The organism is Methylomonas sp. AM2-LC (genome assembly GCF_039904985.1).
Lineage (GTDB): Bacteria > Pseudomonadota > Gammaproteobacteria > Methylococcales > Methylomonadaceae > Methylomonas.
In genome coordinates this window covers 2,331,936-2,350,071 of record NZ_CP157005.1, presented here as the reverse complement: position 1 = coordinate 2,350,071, position 18,136 = coordinate 2,331,936, and the positions used below count along the sequence as shown (strand labels likewise).

At 44.6% G+C, this 18,136-nt stretch carries 16 protein-coding genes; 7 read left to right on the top strand and 9 right to left on the bottom strand.

The window, feature by feature from the left end; genetic code table 11:
- The first annotated feature begins 716 nt into the window (after positions 1-716).
- Complete coding sequence (locus tag ABH008_RS10665) at positions 717-2,132, top strand: EAL domain-containing protein (RefSeq protein WP_347989840.1); 1,416 nt, start codon at positions 717-719, stop codon at positions 2,130-2,132.
- 189 nt (positions 2,133-2,321) lie between these two features.
- Here the strand turns inward: ABH008_RS10665 and ltrA are convergent, their stop codons facing one another.
- On the bottom strand, positions 2,322-3,653 hold the full coding sequence (ltrA, locus tag ABH008_RS10660; protein WP_347989591.1) for a group II intron reverse transcriptase/maturase: 1,332 nt from the start codon (positions 3,651-3,653) through the stop codon (positions 2,322-2,324).
- 929 nt (positions 3,654-4,582) lie between these two features.
- On the opposite strand from ltrA, the gene ABH008_RS10655 reads away from it, so the two are divergent.
- The 5 genes from ABH008_RS10655 (at position 4,583) to soxZ (ending at position 8,290) form a co-directional block, all read left to right on the top strand.
- Complete coding sequence (locus ABH008_RS10655) at positions 4,583-4,786, top strand: hypothetical protein (RefSeq protein WP_347989839.1); 204 nt, start codon at positions 4,583-4,585, stop codon at positions 4,784-4,786.
- Positions 4,787-5,120: 334 nt separating this feature from the next.
- Positions 5,121-6,365 (top strand): hypothetical protein, encoded by a 1,245-nt coding sequence (locus tag ABH008_RS10650; RefSeq protein WP_347989838.1) that lies wholly within the window; start codon positions 5,121-5,123, stop codon positions 6,363-6,365.
- A gap of 2 nt (positions 6,366-6,367) precedes the next feature.
- A complete protein-coding gene (locus ABH008_RS10645) occupies positions 6,368-7,501 on the top strand; it encodes a glutathionylspermidine synthase family protein (RefSeq protein WP_347989837.1) in 1,134 nt (377 codons plus the stop codon).
- Positions 7,501-7,917 (top strand): DUF350 domain-containing protein, encoded by a 417-nt coding sequence (locus ABH008_RS10640; RefSeq protein WP_347989836.1) that lies wholly within the window; start codon positions 7,501-7,503, stop codon positions 7,915-7,917. Before ABH008_RS10645 ends, ABH008_RS10640 begins: the two co-directional genes overlap by 1 nt.
- A 61-nt stretch (positions 7,918-7,978) precedes the next feature.
- The gene (gene soxZ, locus ABH008_RS10635; RefSeq protein WP_347989835.1) at positions 7,979-8,290 is read left to right on the top strand and encodes a thiosulfate oxidation carrier complex protein SoxZ; all 312 of its coding nucleotides are present in this window, start codon (positions 7,979-7,981) and stop codon (positions 8,288-8,290) included.
- On the opposite strand, the gene ABH008_RS10630 is transcribed toward soxZ, so the two are convergent.
- The 6 genes from ABH008_RS10630 to ABH008_RS10605 form a co-directional block, all read right to left on the bottom strand.
- Positions 8,280-9,239 (bottom strand): beta-ribofuranosylaminobenzene 5'-phosphate synthase family protein, encoded by a 960-nt coding sequence (locus ABH008_RS10630; protein ID WP_347989834.1) that lies wholly within the window; start codon positions 9,237-9,239, stop codon positions 8,280-8,282. The two genes, soxZ and ABH008_RS10630, sit on opposite strands and share 11 nt — an antisense overlap.
- 427 nt (positions 9,240-9,666) lie before the next feature.
- Positions 9,667-13,119 (bottom strand): PAS domain-containing protein, encoded by a 3,453-nt coding sequence (locus ABH008_RS10625; RefSeq protein ID WP_347989833.1) that lies wholly within the window; start codon positions 13,117-13,119, stop codon positions 9,667-9,669.
- Between the two features lie 169 nt (positions 13,120-13,288).
- Complete coding sequence (locus ABH008_RS10620; protein WP_347989832.1) at positions 13,289-14,182, bottom strand: response regulator; 894 nt, start codon at positions 14,180-14,182, stop codon at positions 13,289-13,291.
- Positions 14,183-14,860: 678 nt separating this feature from the next.
- Complete coding sequence (locus ABH008_RS10615; protein ID WP_347989831.1) at positions 14,861-15,247, bottom strand: type II toxin-antitoxin system VapC family toxin; 387 nt, start codon at positions 15,245-15,247, stop codon at positions 14,861-14,863.
- 2 nt (positions 15,248-15,249) lie between these two features.
- A complete protein-coding gene (locus ABH008_RS10610; RefSeq protein ID WP_347989830.1) occupies positions 15,250-15,492 on the bottom strand; it encodes a type II toxin-antitoxin system Phd/YefM family antitoxin in 243 nt (80 codons plus the stop codon).
- Positions 15,493-15,905: 413 nt separating this feature from the next.
- Entirely contained in the window at positions 15,906-16,295 is a 390-nt protein-coding gene (locus ABH008_RS10605) for a hypothetical protein (RefSeq protein WP_347989829.1), read from the bottom strand.
- A 310-nt stretch (positions 16,296-16,605) separates the two neighbouring features.
- On the opposite strand from ABH008_RS10605, the gene ABH008_RS10600 reads away from it, so the two are divergent.
- Complete coding sequence (locus ABH008_RS10600) at positions 16,606-17,259, top strand: hypothetical protein (RefSeq protein ID WP_347989828.1); 654 nt, start codon at positions 16,606-16,608, stop codon at positions 17,257-17,259.
- A gap of 68 nt (positions 17,260-17,327) precedes the next feature.
- Here the strand turns inward: ABH008_RS10600 and ABH008_RS10595 are convergent, their stop codons facing one another.
- Positions 17,328-17,636 (bottom strand): nucleotidyltransferase domain-containing protein, encoded by a 309-nt coding sequence (locus ABH008_RS10595; RefSeq protein ID WP_347989827.1) that lies wholly within the window; start codon positions 17,634-17,636, stop codon positions 17,328-17,330.
- Positions 17,636-18,052 carry a nucleotidyltransferase substrate binding protein gene (locus ABH008_RS10590; RefSeq protein ID WP_347989826.1) on the bottom strand — a complete coding sequence of 139 codons (417 nt, stop codon included), beginning with the start codon at positions 18,050-18,052 and terminating at the stop codon, positions 17,636-17,638. The genes ABH008_RS10595 and ABH008_RS10590 overlap by 1 nt, the downstream gene beginning before the upstream one ends.
- Positions 18,053-18,136 lie beyond the last annotated feature (84 nt).

Below are 18,136 nucleotides of genomic sequence, written 5' to 3'. Positions count from 1 at the left end.
CACGGTCGGGACTTTAACCCGCTAGATTTGCAGTTGTTACTGCGTACGGTCAGGTCTTTCAATAACGCATTTTTATGTTAAAATAAATGTACAGCATATACAGAATGAATAACATAAATATATATATGAAAGGTTAAACAATATGGCAAGACCTTTAAGAATTGAATTAGCGGGCGGTTTGTATCATGTCACTTCGCGAGGAAATGCTCACCATGATATTTTTTTAGACGATGACAATAGATTATGTTGACTGGAAATATTTGGTCAAGTTTGCGAGAGTTAGTCGAACGGTAAAATGAAATTACTTGCATATGTTATGGAAAGACCTGACCCCAATGCCCTCTTTTTTTAGACGATGACGATAGATTATGTTGGCTGGAAATATTTGGTCAAGTTTGCGAGCGATTCAACTGGATATGCCATGCTTATTGTTTGATGACTAACCATTAACACGTTGTTATTGCTCAACAGTTAGTCGAACGGTAAAATGAAATTACTTGCATGTGTCATGGAAAGACCTGACCCCAATGCCCGCGAGGAAATGCTCGCCATGATATTATTTTAGACGATGACGATAGATTATGTTGGCTGGAAATATTTGGTCAAGTTTGCGAGCGATTCAACTGGATATGCCATGCTTATTGTTTGATGACTAACCATTACCACGTTGTTATTGCTCAACAGTTAGTCGAACGGTAAAATGAAATTACTTGCATATGTTATGGAAAGACCTGACCCCAATGCCCTCTCAAGCCAAAATTACCCATTACGTTGTCATACTAGTGGATATTAGTGATCGTAAAAAAGCAGAGCAGGAAATCAAACAACTGGCTTTCTTCGACCCACTGACCCGCCTGCCAAACCGTCGTCTACTGCAAGAGAGGCTTCAGCAAAGTCTGTGCAGCAATTCGCGCCATCTGCACTGCTCTGCTTTGGTGTTTATTGATCTGGATAACTTTAAATTGCTTAACGATATTAGTGGACACGACATGGGTGACCGCTTGCTGGTGATGGTTGCCGAGCGTTTAAGCGCCTGCATTCGCGAGGGCGACACCATTTCGCGATTGGGGGGTGATGAGTTTGTGATTATCCTGGAAAACCTGAGCAATAATCTTGAAAAATCTGCAGCGCAAGCACAGAAAGTCTGCGAAAAAATTCTGTTGACACTCAATCAACCCTATAAATTCGGCGACAATGTTTACCATAGTACCCCCAGTATTGGTATCACTTTGTTTGCAGACGCCGAAAATTCGGTAGAAGATCTTTTAAAACAGGCTGATATAGCCATGTATGAAGCCAAATCTGCGGGACGCAATACTCTGCGCTTTTACGATCCAAACATGCAAGCGTCACTTGCCGCTAAAGCCAACTTGGAGATCGAATTGCGCACTGCAATTAAGGAAGCGCAGTTTGAACTGCATTATCAGGCACAAGCAGACGGCGAACACGGTATAGTCAGTGCCGAAGCGCTGCTGCGATGGCGACATCCAGAACGCGGCTTGATATCACCCATTGTATTTATCACCTTAGCCGAAGAAACCGGCTTGATCTTGCCCATCGGCTTATGGGTACTGGAAACCGCCTGCGCTCAACTCAAAAATTGGCAAAGCCATGCGCGGGCGTGTCGGTTAACGTTGGCCATCAATGTCAGTGCGCGCCAGTTTAGACAGTCCGATTTTGTCGAGCAAGTGTGTTTGGCACTCAAAACTAGCGATGCGCCCGCTAAGCAGCTGAAACTGGAATTAACCGAAAGCCTGGTGCTTGACGATGTTGAAGATACCATACAAAAAATGCATGAACTCAGGGCTTTAGGCGTTAGTTTCTCCATGGACGATTTCGGCACCGGCTATTCGTCTCTTTCTTACCTGAGCCGTTTACCGCTGGATCAACTAAAGATAGATCAGTCGTTTATCCGCAACCTGCCTGACAATGCAAATGACGCGGTGGTCGTACAAACCATCATCACCCTGGCCAGAAGTTTAGGTTTAAATGTGATTGCCGAAGGCGTTGAAACAGAGGAACAAAGACAGTTTCTGACTATTCACCATTGCCCCAGCTATCAGGGCTATTTACTCAGTAAACCTATACCGTTAAATGAGTTTGAGAAACTTTGCGGTTATGATGTTATTTAAGGACGGAGTTGCTAACATGTGCTTAATTGCAGTTACTATTAGTATCACTCTGATATCACAATCTTAACCCGCCATAGTTTTCGACGTTAAGACACAATGGGTAGAGTAAGGAGCAGGCTTGCGCCTACCCCTCCTCATCAAACCGTGCTTGCAGTTTTCCCGCACACGGCTTTCCGATGCTCTTCGTACTCAGGCATGCACTGATCGCCAGCCAGCTTTCCCTGGAACCTTAAATAAACCATAGCGTTTGTATAAATCTACGCTAGGAAATCGACCTTCGCCAATCTTTCGATCTTTTATCTTATGGCGTTTCATCAAGTGTTTACGCAGGCGTTGCTCTGCGTGTACCTTAACTTTCTCAAATACCTGACTAGAGTTTTGATAATGGAAATAGTTTGTCCAACCTCTGAGGCTTAGATTAATATTTCTGATCATAATTTCTAGTGGCAGGGTGGTTTGATTTCGCCCCGTCATCTGTGTCAGCTTGTCCTTGATCTTCTTCGCAGATTTAGCTGATGGGCAGACATGCGGGTATGGCTTGCCTGTTCGCCTTCCTTGGCTCATTCTGATTGAAAATCCCAAGAAATTGAAGCTTGATTGGGTAGCGTCAACAATGTGCGTTTTGGATTCGTTCAGGGTAAGACCTAATCTTTCCAGCACTTGCTTTACAACCAACATGGGTGTTTCAACATCCTTTCTACACAACACAACAAAGTCATCGGCATATCTCACCAACTGCGCTTTTAATTTGCCTTTGAGCTGATGTCGTTGCCATATCCGGTCAAGAATATGTAGGTAGCAGTTTGCCAATAGCGGGGAGATTACACCACCTTGCGGCGTTCCTTTACGATTGGCTTTTCCACCACCCAACACCTTCCTCTTACCGTTTTCATCATTACCAATCACGGGGGCTTTCAGCCATTGCTTGATCAGTGCGAGAATCTCACCATCAACAATGCGTTCTGCAACCACTGCCATCAGCTTTGCATGCGGTATGCTGTCGAAATATTTCGTCAAATCAGCATCTATGACTTGTGTATAACCCGCCCATAGCGCATTGGCAATGTCATCCACCGCATCATGCGCCGATTTCTTTGGTCTGAATCCATACGAATTCGGACAGAAGTCTGCTTCGAATATGGGCTCAATGACAAGTTTAACCGCCATTTGCGCCACCCGGTCACGTATCGTCGGAATCCCCAGCGGTCTTAAACTACCATCCGCTTTAGGAATCATAACGCGCCGGACTGGCTGGGCTCGGTAGGTCTTTTCTTTCAGATCATGGACAAGTTCCAACAAAAACTTATCTAACCCAATTACATGCTCTATGGCTTCAAAGCTTATCCCGTCAACGCCGGGACTTCCCTTATTAGCTCTAACCAGACACCAGGCGTGATAGAGGACATCTTCCCGGTATATCTTGTCGTAAAGCGCGTAAAAACGATAGGCTGGTTCTTGCTTGGCCTTGGTATATAGCTTCCTCTGTAATGTCCTGATTTTCGTAGGAGTGACTAGCAACATGGCAATCTCCTCATCCTCCATTCTTGGGTTGCGTGAACAAAGTAGAGCCCCTTCCCTCAGCCAAGGTTATGTTGTCCTTTGGCTTCAAACGGTACTATGAGCCCCTCCGACTCCTGTATTCAGCCATTGAAATTTCGTTTCCTTATATCCAATGATCGATGGCCTCCCCATCCCTCAATACAGGTCTCCAGCACTGGACTACAAATCTTCTAGTACATGCCAACCCTGCTACCCCGGAAGAACACAAACACCATTTCCGTTATTTAAGTGTTCGTACGACGACCTTCCCCTTCTGACCACAGGGTCGGCTTCTTCGATTACGTTTACGAGGCTACTTATAGGTTCACTTTCGTTTCGGCCTGCACTTTTGCTATTTGAAAACTTACGACCCCGTGTCGCCACAACGCCGCTTTCTCATGCTACCGTGGCGTACGGACAATTCCACGGTCGGGACTTTAACCCGCTAGATTTGCAGTTGTTACTGCGTACGGTCAGGTCTTTCAATAACGCATTTTTATGTTAAAATAAATGTACAGCATATACAGAATGAATAACATAAATATATATATGAAAGGTTAAACAATATGGCAAGACCTTTAAGAATTGAATTAGCGGGCGGTTTGTATCATGTCACTTCGCGAGGAAATGCTCACCATGATATTTTTTTAGACGATGACAATAGATTATGTTGACTGGAAATATTTGGTCAAGTTTGCGAGAGTTAGTCGAACGGTAAAATGAAATTACTTGCATATGTTATGGAAAGACCTGACCCCAATGCCCTCTTTTTTTAGACGATGACGATAGATTATGTTGGCTGGAAATATTTGGTCAAGTTTGCGAGCGATTCAACTGGATATGCCATGCTTATTGTTTGATGACTAACCATTAACACGTTGTTATTGCTCAACAGTTAGTCGAACGGTAAAATGAAATTACTTGCATGTGTCATGGAAAGACCTGACCCCAATGCCCGTGAAAGGTTAAACAATATGGCAAGACCTTTAAGAATTGAATTAGCGGGCGGTTTGTATCATGTCACTTCGCGAGGAAATGCTCGCCATGATATTTTTTTAGACGATGACGATAGATTATGTTGGCTGGAAATATTTGGTCAAGTTTGCGAGAGTTAGTCGAACGGTAAAATGAAATTACTTGCATATGTTATGGAAAGACCTGACCCCAATACCCCACGCAATGCCCTCTTTGTTTGATGACTAACCATTACCACGTTGTTATTGCTCAACAGTTAGTCGAACGGTAAAATGAAATTACTTGCATGTGTCATGGAAAGACCTGACCCCAATGCCCGCATGAGTCATTTTGATTTCCAACCCTATAATGCAAATAGTCTATATTTACTATAATCCGGCGTGGTTTGGCGGGTTACAATGCGCGAGAAATATCAAACCCATATTAACAGGAATTAACGCGTATCTAACCGCACTACCCTAACATTTTTCACCCATGTCCACCTCGACCCTAGCTAATAAATTAACTATCTATTACAGCCTCTGGAAAAAGTTGCTGGCGCTGGTGGGCTTTTCTCTGGTGCTTTGGCTATGCTGGCTGGGTATTCAAAGCCAGATTTATATCCTGGAAGTATGTTGTGTGTTGCTGGCTGTTTACCTGATTGCGTTACTGGGCGATATCATCAATACCCGCAGTATCAGTTTTTATCCAGAACAAATCGTTAAATCCGGCTATTTGTTCAGCAGCACTCTTCCCAGCAACGCGCTCTGCGTTGCCAATCACCCGCAGCTGCACAGTCGCCGCCTCTTGCATGGTTCGGCGCAAAATTGGCGTGAATCTATTAATGTGCATACTTGGCTAATAGGTCCGGAAATGTTGCTATGGTTAAATTCCTACCAGCGCAATACCTATCAGATCGGTACATTTAGAGCAGAACCTGTGCATGGCAAAAGTGCCGCTTGCATGCAGTTTGAAAGCGCAGCCGCCGCTTTTCGCTACGCCAGTGTGTTAACGCTGTTTAATCTATTGTGTTACATCTTTTTCGCCACCAGTATTGCTTGGCAGTATGCCGAGTTTACGGGTTACGTCACGCATTTATCGGCCACACCAGTCCGGTTACTGTGTGTGGGGTTGGCGCTAGTGGTGTATGCCTTGCTCTACCAATTGGCTAAATCACCATCTGCTACTGGGCTGAGTTATCAGGACAAAACCCGCCGCGCTCAAAAACGCGCTTTATACTCCGCACTACTCATCAATGCTTTGGTATGGATAGGTTTACCGCTGTTTTTAAGCTTTGGCAATAAACTGGATTATTATGTGTTTCTACTGGTGGGTATCTGCTTTTATGCCGGATTTTATCCACGCTTAACCGATTGGGAGATCTGGGTACAAACCGGTAATGCACTGGAACATAACCCCGCCCCGCCCATACCCAACCAGCGCCGCTCCATGCAGGTATCGCTGGCTGTATTGAGCAGTCTGTCTATGGCCGCTTACCTTAATCACCCGAATGATTTTCGTATTGCCCAACCACCGTGTCAAGATCCTAATGCCATGCCACAAGCGTGTAACACTGCCAATAATTCTACGGGTGGCAATGGCGGCTCCGGTGGCGCAGGGAGTGGCTCGGGCAGATATACCCGCAGCAGTTACGGCAGCCGTTGGGACAGTAATCCAAGCGAAGTACGCCGTGGTGGTTTTGGTGGCTTTGGCCGCTTCTTTTCCGGTTTCGGCGGCTAAGCATGCAGCGTATTGCCTTAACACCCCGTAGCGACTGGCAGGCACGCGTCGGCAGCGTCGGCATGCATTATCATAGTCCGGGTGGAGAAATCTATTGGGATGAATCGGCTTGCTATTGCTTTACCCGCAGCCAAATCGATTTACTGGACGATGTGACCCACGAACTGCATCAATTGTGTTTAAGTGCAGTTGATCACATCATCAGACGCAACGGTTTTGCTAAATTACACATTCCGCAATGGGCCGTGCCTTATATTATTCAGTCGTGGGAACAACAGGAACCTAGCCTGTATGGGCGTTTCGATTTAGCCTGGAACGGCACTGGTACACCAAAACTACTGGAATATAACGCCGACACGCCTACCGCTTTACTGGAAGCCAGTGTGGTGCAATGGTTCTGGTTACAAGAGTGTTTTCCACAAGCCGACCAGTTCAATTCCATACATGAAAAATTGCTGAGTTTCTGGGCAAACTATCGCCATCGTCACCCTGCCCTGCACTTTGCCAGCATGGATGGCAGCGACGAAGATTTTGGCAATGTTGAATATTTACGCGATACTGCCCTGCAAGCTGGCTTGCAGACCTGGCATCTACCGATACCACAAATCGGTTGGGATAAGCGCCAACAGCGGTTTGTGGATGAACAGTTACAGGTTATATCTGCCTTGTTTAAACTCTATCCCTGGGAATGGCTGTTACAGGATGAGTTTAGTCGCTATTTGCCAAGCGCAAACTTAACCCTACTGGAACCGGCTTGGAAGCTCTTGCTCAGCAGCAAAGGTATTTTGCCAATGTTATGGGAGCTATTCCCGGATCACCCCAATCTGTTAGCCGCCAGTTTTGGCGATCAGCCATTACTGGGGGCTTATGTGCGTAAACCTTTGTACTCGCGAGAAGGTGCCAATATCGAAATTCGCCGTGGTGCCAGTGTGGTGGAAACCACAGGGTCGTATGGTGCGGAAGGTTATATTTATCAGCAATATACCCCCTTGACTGCCTTTGCTGGCCATTACCCGGTCATCGGCAGCTGGGTTATCGCCAATCAGGCAGCTGGCATCGGTATCCGCGAAGATACCAGCGAAATTACCGGCAATAACAGCCGCTTTATTCCCCATTATTTTGTTGAGGATAACTGATGGAAGTAACTGATCTGGCAGAACTATTGGCGGGTGCCAACGGGTTTTTTCTGCACTTTGTAGCGGCGATTGTACTCACCGGCCTGTTTGCCTGTTGTTATGTGTGGATTACGCCTTATGCGGAATTTGAACTCATTAAACAGGGCAAAACCGCACCCGCCATTGCTTTTAGCGGTGCGGTATTAGGCTTTGCCGTGGCCTTGGCGGGCGTAATTGCCAACAGTATTTCTCTACTCGACATGTTGGTCTGGTCTGGCTTTGCCTTGTTTATGCAAGTGTTGGTATTTTGGGGTTTGCGATTGTTATTTGCGGATTTATGCCGACGCATTGCTGATGATGAACTAGGTCCGGCCTGGGTATTATCCAGCTTTTCCTTAAGCACCGGCATTTTAATGGCCGCCTGTATGACGATGTAAAATCAATGGCATCAATGAAAGTTGCCAGGGCGAATTTCGTTGCAATAGATACGGGTTACAGATGACGAGTATTAAAATTAGAACCGAAACGCAAGGCAGTGACACAGAATTACGCTTGCTGATTATGCACCCCATGGAAAATGGTCGTAATCGGGATCCGCTGACTAATGACTTGATTCCCGCTCACTTTATTACCGAACTAACGGTCATGGTTAATGCCGAACCTGTATTAGAGGTGGATATGGGGGGCAGTATGGCGAAAAATCCATTTTTTAGTTTTCGGCTAAAAAATCTGCAACAAGGTGACAAACTGTCGGTTAGCTGGGTCGATAATCAGTTAAACACAGACCGTAATGATCACCTTATTGAATAAGGATTTCGGCGCTTTGATTACGTGCAGTAACCACCATAAACGTCAATTGCGTGGCAGCAAAATCGGCACTGAGTTGTGCCAATAAGGCTTCAGCACGCTCTGCACCGTGCACAGCACAAAAGCCGGTTGGCCCCCAAGAGGTTTGACCAATAGCCATCGCCCCTTGCGCTTGTAACCAAGCCATGGCTGCTGCCACTTCCGGGCTGGTAAAGATACCGCCCTGCACAGGCGCAAAGTGTTCACCCACGGCGGTCTGCAATAAGCTAATCACTTCACCAAATTTGGCTAAATCCTGTTCTGCTAATGCGGGCAAAGCTTGCATCAACAATAGATAACATAAGCGTTCTGAAGCGCTGCGTGGAAAGGCGGGTAATTGTTTAAAGGCATTAATTTCCTGTTCACCGTGCAAGCCTTGCCCGCGCTGATCAAACACCAGAATAAAACGCCAGTCTTCAGGTACCGGCATTTGTACCAATAGCGGCGGGGTGGATGTTAAAGGACCACGGCCTCCATCGACAATTAAACCACCTTTTTCAAACACACCTATGCCGATACCAGAACGGGTACCGCGGTCGGTAAGACACGCTATATCGCGTACTTGCAGACCTAATTGATAGTAATGATTAAGGCCCATGCCAATGGCTAATGCCAGTTGCGTACCCGAACCCAAGCCTATATGTTCTGGGATGGCACTCAAAATATCAATATGCACCTGCTCTGCAACCTGTAATGCCTGACATAATTGCCGCGCGCATTTTTCTGCCCGTTTTGTCACTTGGCCGGTAACGGTTAACGATTCTGCCGCAGTGATGCTCAAGCGGGTATTGATTTCGTTCAGACCAATGCCGATGCTACCAAAATCTCGACCCAGCGCCCCGCTTAAATCGATAAAGCCCATATGCAACCGGGCTGGCGCTAAAACAGTGACTTTTTTGTGCTGTGCTTTCACAAGCCGCGTTTCCTTTCAAAAATCTAAATAGACCTATTATACCGAATGCAGCACTATAATCAGCGTTGTTTGCCCGTCTAAACACAATATTCTAATAAAACCAGCGAATTTTCTACCCATTCAGGTTGAGTTTTTGGCTGTGATTTTGATTTACTTAGGGTATATGCTGTATTTCCTTTAGAGTTTGATGCAATTAATGAACATTTGTAACTATTCAGCTTAATTTTTTTTGTAATTAAAATCAATGCACTATAGAATTTTCTGCACAACGTGAAGCGCATCTGCCGCGATTGATGCGCCTCCTGGCGTCGGCACATCCTATCTAGGCTTAGTACATCAGCTAGTCCGTTCATGGTTCGACGGTGCTCAACATGAACGGACTAGCCGATCGGAGGTAAATAATGCAGACGGATTGATTGTTAAGCGCTTATTCCCTGATGGCTTGTACAATGTTTTGCAGTTGTTGTTCGCACGCTAAAGCTAAGGTAATGCAGTCGTTATCCGGCAGCGACTGATATAAGCCCCTATCCAGCGCCTCAGCGCTTTTATACAAATCAGTCATTGCCATAGTACCCGCCACGCCTTTCAAAGCATGTGAGATACGTTTTGCCTTTGGCCTGTCGCCATCGCGAATGGCTGTCAATATATTCACCATATCATTAGCATGACCGCTAACAAACATGGTCAGTAAACGCTGGAGTTTTTCTACATCGCCATTTACCACATTCATGCATTGCTGAATATTAATACCGGGTATATTTAGCCACTGTTCGGGAATAGCTTGCGCCGCCGTGGAATTATTCTGCCCCACTGTAGTGGGGCTGGGTAACGCTGATAGTTCATGTTCCTGCAAAGCGGGATCTTTTTGTACAGGGGCTAACCAGCGTAACAAAACAGCGTAAAAGGATTCTGGATTGACGGGTTTAGTCACAAAATCGTTCATGCCAACCGCCTTACAGCGATTACGGTCTTCATCGAAAGCATTGGCCGTCATGGCCAGTATGGGCAAATTAGCAAACAGTGGGTTATTACGTATCTTGCGGGTAGCCTGTAAACCATCCATTTCCGGCATGTGCATATCCATCAGTACCAAGGCATACTGCTGGTTGAAAATTTTCTCGACAGCAATGGCACCATTCACAGCGGTATCAACACTCAAACCAACGGCATGCAACAAAGCTTCAGCCACTTCAAGGTTAATGGCATTATCATCCACCACCAGAATACGCGTGCCAGCATACTGCTCTCGCAATTGCGTTTCTGCCGAGACACGCTTGGTATTTTTAGTCACACTGTGTAGGCCATGTCCACGTTGCAGGACCACAGTAAACCAAAAAATACTGCCGACACCGGGTGTTGATTCCACCCCTACTTCGCCACCCATTAACTTGGCAACGCGCCGCGATATGGCCAAGCCCAACCCGGTTCCGCCAAAGGTACGTGCGGTGGAAACATCTGCCTGCGTAAAGGCATCGAACAAATGCGGCAGAAAATCGGCACTGATACCGATACCGCTATCCTCAACCTCGAAGCGTACCCCGATACCTTGCGGGGATTCTTCCAATAATTTAGCACGTAAGCAAATACCGCCCTGTTCTGTAAATTTAATGGCATTGCTGACAAAATTAAGCATGATCTGTCGTACCCTGGTTTGATCGCCCCATAACCAGGTTGGCACACTATCATTGTCAACGCTAATGGTTAAGCCTTTAGCTTTGGCTTGCGTTGAAAATAATGAACACACATTATCCAATACACTTTCCAGGGCAAAATCTCGAAGTTCTAGTTGTAAATGTCCGGCTTCTATTTTCGACAAGTCTAAAATATCATTAATAATGGAGAGCAAGTGCTGACCTGAAGCGGCAATCTTTTCCAAACGGGTGCGCTGATCTGTATTTAAGCCACTTTGTTTTAACAAGTGTGTAAGGCCAATAATAGCATTCAGTGGCGTACGAATTTCATGACTCATATTGGCCAAAAACGCGGTTTTGGCTTGATTGGCGGCCTGAGCATGAGCAATGGCGGTTTGTAATTCTGCCGTGCGACTCTCCACCAGCGCCTCTAACCGATAGCGATATTCGTCTAACTCGCGGGCATTACGTTTCTTTTCGGTAATATCTTCCTGCACCGATACATAATGACTAATGCTACCGTCAGGTTGCCGCAAAGGAGTAATCAGTGAAAACGCCACATATTCACTGTCATCTTTACGTTTATTGATAAACTCGCCTTTCCAGCTTTTACCTTGCTGCATCGCCTCCCAAAAAGCCTTAATAGTTGCTTTAGGGGTTTTTCCAGAATTAAGTATGCGCGGGTTTTGTCTTATTAATTCCGCAAATGAATAGCCGCAGTTATGTAAATACGCTTGATTTGCATATTCAATTTCGTAATGCATATTGGTAATAATAATTCCTTCAGAACTTTGTTCCACAGCTTGTACCAATATATGCAATTGCTGTTCTGTTTGTTTACGTATCGTTATATCCAGATTAATGCCAGACAGACGTACTGGCGTGCCATCGGCATCATATAGCGCCTTGCCTTTACTGACAAACCAACGCAGTTCACCATTTAAACAGCGCGCTCTAAATTCCACTTCAAATCGTTCTCCTTTTAAAATATGACTATCCCATACGGCATCAATGACGGCCAAATCCTCAGGCAGCACCAGCGCCCGCCACTCATCATTGCTCGTAATTCCTTGTGCAGAATCATATCCATACAGTTTGGAATATTCGGGGGAAAAATAACATTGCTGGGTGAGTAAATCCCATTCCCAAATACCGACTTGCGCGGCTTCCTGCGCCATTAATAACTGTTGTTCGCTTTTTTGCAGAGCCAGATTGGCCAATTCTGCGCTGTTACGCGCCATCTGTGCATCCAGCATCAATTGTATCGCATCGGAATGAGCCTGTTTTTGCTTAACTAAAGCCGATTCCTGAAGTTGCTGCAAAAAAGCTTCCTCCAGTTTACGTTGGGTAATGTTCTGTATGGTGCCACGCAATTTAATAGGCTGTCCCTGCGCATTAAATTCCAATCTGCCCATACCATGCACCCAGCGTAAGGCCTGATCGTTATGCCGGATAATGCGATATTCTTTATTAAAGGGTTTAGCCTGCTTAAGTAAACTTTGCTCAACATAGCGGCTCATCATATCCCTATCCATAGGATGCAATAAGCGTTTCCAGCCCTCTAATGAATGTTCGTAATCCCGATCAATACCCAATATATCATCCAATAGATTAGAGCAAGACCACATGCCGGTTTTAATATCCAGCACATAACTACCCAAACCGGCGATGTTCTGTGCTTCCTGAAGTGATACTTCGTTGTCTGTGAGTGCTTGTGCCACCAATTTACGTTCTGTAATATCGCGCGAAATACCAAACACCCCAATGACCTGTCCTGTGGCATCGTGTAATGGGCCTTTGGTATTTAGATAGGTACGATCCCCCGTCACTGTTGACAAAGTAACTTCAAACGATAACACCTGCTGAGTACTCAACACTAATTGATCATGAGTGCTTACCAGCTCCGCCTGCTCATGTGGAAATAATAACGAGGCATCACTTTGTAACACCTCATCCGCCAATTTGTCTGTAGCGGCCGCAAAGGTTTGATTAAACAGCAAGTACTGGCCTTGCAGATCTTTGGCAAAAATGGCATCCGTAGACGCATTTAAAATTTCGGTCGCGATATTCTGGCTATTTTCGGCGTCCACTCGAGAGAAAATCTGCGTAATACCTGGTGCGATGGCAACAGTAAACTGCTGTATGACTATGCGATAAAGCACCCAAGAACCCACCACGATGAAGGTAGCATCGACCAGTAAGCCTGCATAATGTAACAGCAATAGATCAGCAAACCAGTATCGCAGCACAAGCTCTGCAATTAATCTGAAGAGCAAGGTACAAATAATAAAGTTGATTAAAGGCTTTAAAGTCTGATTATGGGAGCGCTGAGTTGTGGAATGCTTATTCACTAGCCCGCCCTTTTACGCATTGCTGGCAGCCAGGCAGCCACTAACAGTGAAAATAAGTCACGGCACATCAAATATGCACCGTGGCAATAACCGTATTTCCATTGCCCTGATACTGTAACTGATCAAAGCTCATTAATTTTGCCATAGCGATACCCCGTCCATGCAAATCAAAAGCGCGTTCTGTAGAAAAATCCAGATATTCATGCCAGTTAAATCCTTGACCTTGATCTGTAATCATAAAGCGAATCGCCTGAGCTTGCCGTTCAAATTGTACTTCAACAAAACGCTGACTATATTGGGGCATATTTAAGCGGCCAGCCACTTCTTGCTGCCAGCGGTTACTCAATAATAATCTCGATTTTTCCTGATAAGTGATCCCCAGGTTGCCGTGTTCAACGGCATTGATTAATAGCTCCTGCAAACCAATTACGCTTCGTTCTGCGTCTGGACAAGCGATCGCCAGATAATTAGCCAGTAGGCGCGCTTCATCCAGCTCTCGAAAATGAAAAATGCCGTTTTGTAGTAAGGCCAGTGGACGCTCTGCCCTTTTTACTTTTGCCACCATGGCGCTAAATTCAATTTTTTGCTGAATAGCCGCGTTAACCACCGCCAGCAATAAATCGGGTTGGATAGGTTTAGTTAAAAAATAATAAGCACCTTTTTGCAAACCTTCACGTATTGATTCTTTATCTTCGATTCCGGTTTCAAAAATGACAGGAATATTTGCTAAGCGACTATCATTCTTAATACGAACCAATAATTGCATGCCGTCCAGGCTGGGTATATTAATATCCAATAATATTAGGTCGTAATTAATCGCTGTGTTTTGCAAATGTTCCCAGGCTAACAGCCCATCGGCATAAACACTGACTTGAAACCCCTGCAAACTTAAAAGATCAGCAATCACAGTTGCGATAATTTCTTGATCTTCAACTAATAACACATGGGTAATCGGGTTCATTCTATCCCTGTATTGCGTAAATCCAGTGCCTTGCACTGTCAGTTATGGAGACTGACCATTACAGGGGAAACAGCTATCCTAACTGGAGTGTGATGATCTAATTAGGTTTCCAATGGTCGGTCGGTAATTTTTTGATAATTATTCCATTTATATTCAAACAGAAACTGTGAGCACCACCACAAAAAAAACACGAAAAGCAGAAAAAAGTGTGAAAAATCTCATTGCAATTAAAATTTAACCAAAATGTTCTATCTGTAAGCTCACTTAAAGATAGCATAAAGCAAAGCCCACTCATTACTTTGCCAATAGTGTCTGTGGTAAATAGCAAAAACCTGGTAAGTGGTAAAACTTTTAAAGGCAGTAGTGATTAATAAAACGACATTTTAAGCTTATGCGGATTATTGTAGCGAGGGAAAGTTATTAATTAACGGACTCTGGGCGTTAGATATTACCGTGTACGAGGGCTATTTGATAATGCACGCATTTGGCCGCATTCCACTTTTCATCGCTGGGTTAGAAAGGGGGTGTATACACTTGATTGGGCGGCATTGCCTAGTATTAGCGATCAAAATTGGGAATATTTTTTTTGTGCGGTTTGTCGCTTCGAAGCTGGGTTTCGTTACTTCAACCCAGCCTATGGCCCTTATACGGTGCTAATAAGCACTAATCAATCGAGTCTTAAATCTTGATGATTGTGTCGCTATAGACTGCCACCAAGGGATCGTGGGTCATTAAACGCATCGGTTCTACGAGTGCCTGAGCCACAAGAATGCGGTCGAACGGATCTTGGTGGTGCGCAGGCAACTCTTCGACGGCAATCGCATGCTCCGCCTCGACGGCGAGGAAGCGATAACCAGATTCCTGAAAATAGCGCATTGCGTCTTGGCTAGAAACCGGCATGTCGCCTCGACCTAACGAATGCTTGATTGCAATTTCCCAGACATTCGCGGCGCTGACCCAAACGGTGGTTTTGGGCGACGTAATCAAATCACGCGTCTTTTGCGACAATTTTGGGCTATCCGTGATAGCCCATAGCGCGACGTGAGTATCCAGCAGCAGATTCAAGATTACACCTCGCCCATGAACAACTGAACCACTTCGTCGTTATGTGCATCGATGCTATCCGGCACCACGAACAAGCCTTTTGCTACACCAATCCGCTTCCCGGAGGGTGCAGTATCCATCGGAACAAGTTTGGCAGCTGGGCGGCCATTCCGGGCAATCACGATTTCACGCTCCTTCCCTTGCTCGATTGCCTCTACTAAGCGGGACAGAGAGGACTTGGCTTGCAACATATTTACAGTTTGCATTACATTCTCCAAAAAACACGTAGTTAGTCTAGTCTAGCTAACCATGAGAATCAAGTAGGTATGAATCGTTATTACTCAAATTTTCTTTGGTGATGTGTTTTTATGCTGGATCAGTATGACGCTTTATTTTCATTGGCTGATTTTCATATAAGAAGAATGCTGACCTCCAGCATATTTCAGTATGATTCTTTATTGCCATGCTATAGGAATGGTGTTTCGGTGAAGCCAAATTGTTAGCCGAATAACGGACAGTCAACTGGGTCAAAGGATGTCTTAACTATTAAATTAGAAAGCCAGCAAGTAATTATGTAGGATGGTGAGGCACGAACCGCTGCATAAGGCCTTAATAGCCAGCCTCAATCTAATCTTGAATCCTTAAAGCGGGTTAAATGCTTATTGCTAGGCGCTTAGATTTATTCTTCAATTTCGGTTATGTCTAACCCATACACACCGGTTAATTCTTGCAGGTTCTTGCCGGATTTTACATGCAGGCGACTAAACGCGGAATGCAATACTTCCCAACCCTCAAACGCAATCAGCATCCAGTGTTGGGTATTTCTATCCCATTCTGTATCCAGCAATATCCCGGCTGCAACCAATTGTTTAAAGCTTTCGTCACTAGAGTTATTGATATAGCTTTGCGCAACATCAAAATGTTGAGTAGCTAAAAAACGCGCGGCGGGCTGGTGATTACCGGCATGATGATTGGTGTACATGACAAACCCTGGATCAACCCCAACCCGATGCAATCCTTGACAGTAACTTTCAAAATTTTCAAGCGGAAACGGAATTTGATGCAACATAGAATTTCCAGATCAGTACAGATGTGCGTATAGGGGGTGTTTTACAGATTTTTTAAGCGCAATTCAAGTAAAACTTGCCAATATAGTCTGTTTTGAATACAGAGAATACCGAGAATTGAAGCCTATATAAAGCAGCCTTTAACCTTTGGGGCCTTAACTTTAAAATGTAGAAATGGCAGCGCTGATAAGCAATAATTTGTTTGTCAACTCAGTATTATCACTACCTATTGACAATATTATATTTTAAGTTTGTATAATATAGCCCAATCTGAGAGAATCATTAAACGCCTAAAATATCGAGGAAAGACTAATGAAAAATATCACCTTAATTGCAATAGGTTTTGTTACTTTTGGAACGGCTAATGCAACTCCTTTTATTGAATATCAGGGTGTTATTTCGTATTCAAGTATTAGCGGTCTAAGCGGGCAATCTTATACTGAAACTTTTTCCTGGAATGCTAATGAGGCTTATACGTATACTGTGCCAGGCCAGTCTACTACCGCATATCTTGGGCCAGCATATTATACCGATCAAGGAGTACCTGCGGGTGCAGAAACGGTAGTATTTACTACAGCGGGTTACTCAACCACATTTACCGCCGACTATTCTGTTTATAATGCTATACATATCAACCCCAATTATGCCAATAAAATTGAATCGGGCATTACCGATACCTTTGGTAACACCGCTACGGCGTATCTTCAGGATGATAGTTCTTCCCAACCGTTATTACAGAAGTTGGACTTTACCGCGAGTGGAACCTATGCTCCTAAAAATCATATATTAGGCGCTATGTATTTATCTTTAAATGACGGGCTTACCATCTTAGACGGAACTACCATTTCTGGTTCAGTAAGCTCAGTTAGCTTAAATTCATCACCAGTGCCCGAAGCGGAAGAATGGGTGTTAATGATGCTGGGTTTAACTATGGTGGGGTGGGTAACTCGTCGTAAAAATATTTAAAATCAATGGGACTAGTTTGAATTAGGCTCAAAACATCACTAAGTGGCTTGAATTTATCCCCACCAACGCTACACACTACGTTCATAAAATACCTTACCAGCCTGTTCAATATGCTTTATAAGCAGTTCATGATCCAGCTGTGCAAATAGCGATAGATCAATGCAATAAGGGAGCATTAGATCGTCCAAAGCATCCATTATCTGCCAAAGCCTATCTGCAGTGAGTTCTGTACCATACAAAACCAGATCGATATCCGACCCGGTTTTGTAATTGCCTTTAGCGCGTGATCCGTACAAAACTGCTTTTTCAATTGCCTGAAAGTGTGCAAAAACGCCACGGATTTTTTGCAAGGTTTCATCGCTTAAACCATGATGCATCAGTCTGGTAACTCATAAAACTGGTTGAATTTTTGCGCGAAGTTAACAAAGGCAGGATAAAAGCGCAGAAGAATATCATCAACCACTTGCTTGGCGATGTCGGGGCTATAGGCATGGGATGTCAAATTCCGGGCTTGTATCATTTTCATCCAGTCGTCACCAGCTTCAATCAGTCCGTTTTTAAAGGCAAAGCGCGTAGCGTCTTTTGTACCAATCAATCCTACAATGCCTTTATCCTCTAGGTAATCTTTCAAGACATTCCATGCCAATTCATGAGTAAACTCAAAACTCTGAATTACCCCCTGTTCTTCCAGTTTTGATAATTTGCGCTGTTTGGATAATTCCACCGCCTCTATCAGCGTTTGAAAAGCTTTGAGGTAGTTATTAAATCGTTGTTTCCAACGTATGTCTTGCATAAAACGCCTCGTTATACAATCTACTGATAGGCTAACACACTTACATACACATTATCTAAGCCGATAATGCACACTATACAGCTG

Coding starts and splice junctions, on each gene's coding strand:
- ABH008_RS10665 (WP_347989840.1), top strand. CDS start 717: ATGTTATGGAAAGACCTGACCCCAATGCCCTCTCAAGCCAAAATTACC.
- ltrA (WP_347989591.1), bottom strand. CDS start 3,653: ATGTTGCTAGTCACTCCTACGAAAATCAGGACATTACAGAGGAAGCTA.
- ABH008_RS10655 (WP_347989839.1), top strand. CDS start 4,583: ATGAAATTACTTGCATGTGTCATGGAAAGACCTGACCCCAATGCCCGT.
- ABH008_RS10650 (WP_347989838.1), top strand. CDS start 5,121: ATGTCCACCTCGACCCTAGCTAATAAATTAACTATCTATTACAGCCTC.
- ABH008_RS10645 (WP_347989837.1), top strand. CDS start 6,368: ATGCAGCGTATTGCCTTAACACCCCGTAGCGACTGGCAGGCACGCGTC.
- ABH008_RS10640 (WP_347989836.1), top strand. CDS start 7,501: ATGGAAGTAACTGATCTGGCAGAACTATTGGCGGGTGCCAACGGGTTT.
- soxZ (WP_347989835.1), top strand. CDS start 7,979: ATGACGAGTATTAAAATTAGAACCGAAACGCAAGGCAGTGACACAGAA.
- ABH008_RS10620 (WP_347989832.1), bottom strand. CDS start 14,182: ATGAACCCGATTACCCATGTGTTATTAGTTGAAGATCAAGAAATTATC.
- ABH008_RS10610 (WP_347989830.1), bottom strand. CDS start 15,492: ATGCAAACTGTAAATATGTTGCAAGCCAAGTCCTCTCTGTCCCGCTTA.
- ABH008_RS10605 (WP_347989829.1), bottom strand. CDS start 16,295: ATGTTGCATCAAATTCCGTTTCCGCTTGAAAATTTTGAAAGTTACTGT.
- ABH008_RS10600 (WP_347989828.1), top strand. CDS start 16,606: ATGAAAAATATCACCTTAATTGCAATAGGTTTTGTTACTTTTGGAACG.
- ABH008_RS10595 (WP_347989827.1), bottom strand. CDS start 17,636: ATGCATCATGGTTTAAGCGATGAAACCTTGCAAAAAATCCGTGGCGTT.
- ABH008_RS10590 (WP_347989826.1), bottom strand. CDS start 18,052: ATGCAAGACATACGTTGGAAACAACGATTTAATAACTACCTCAAAGCT.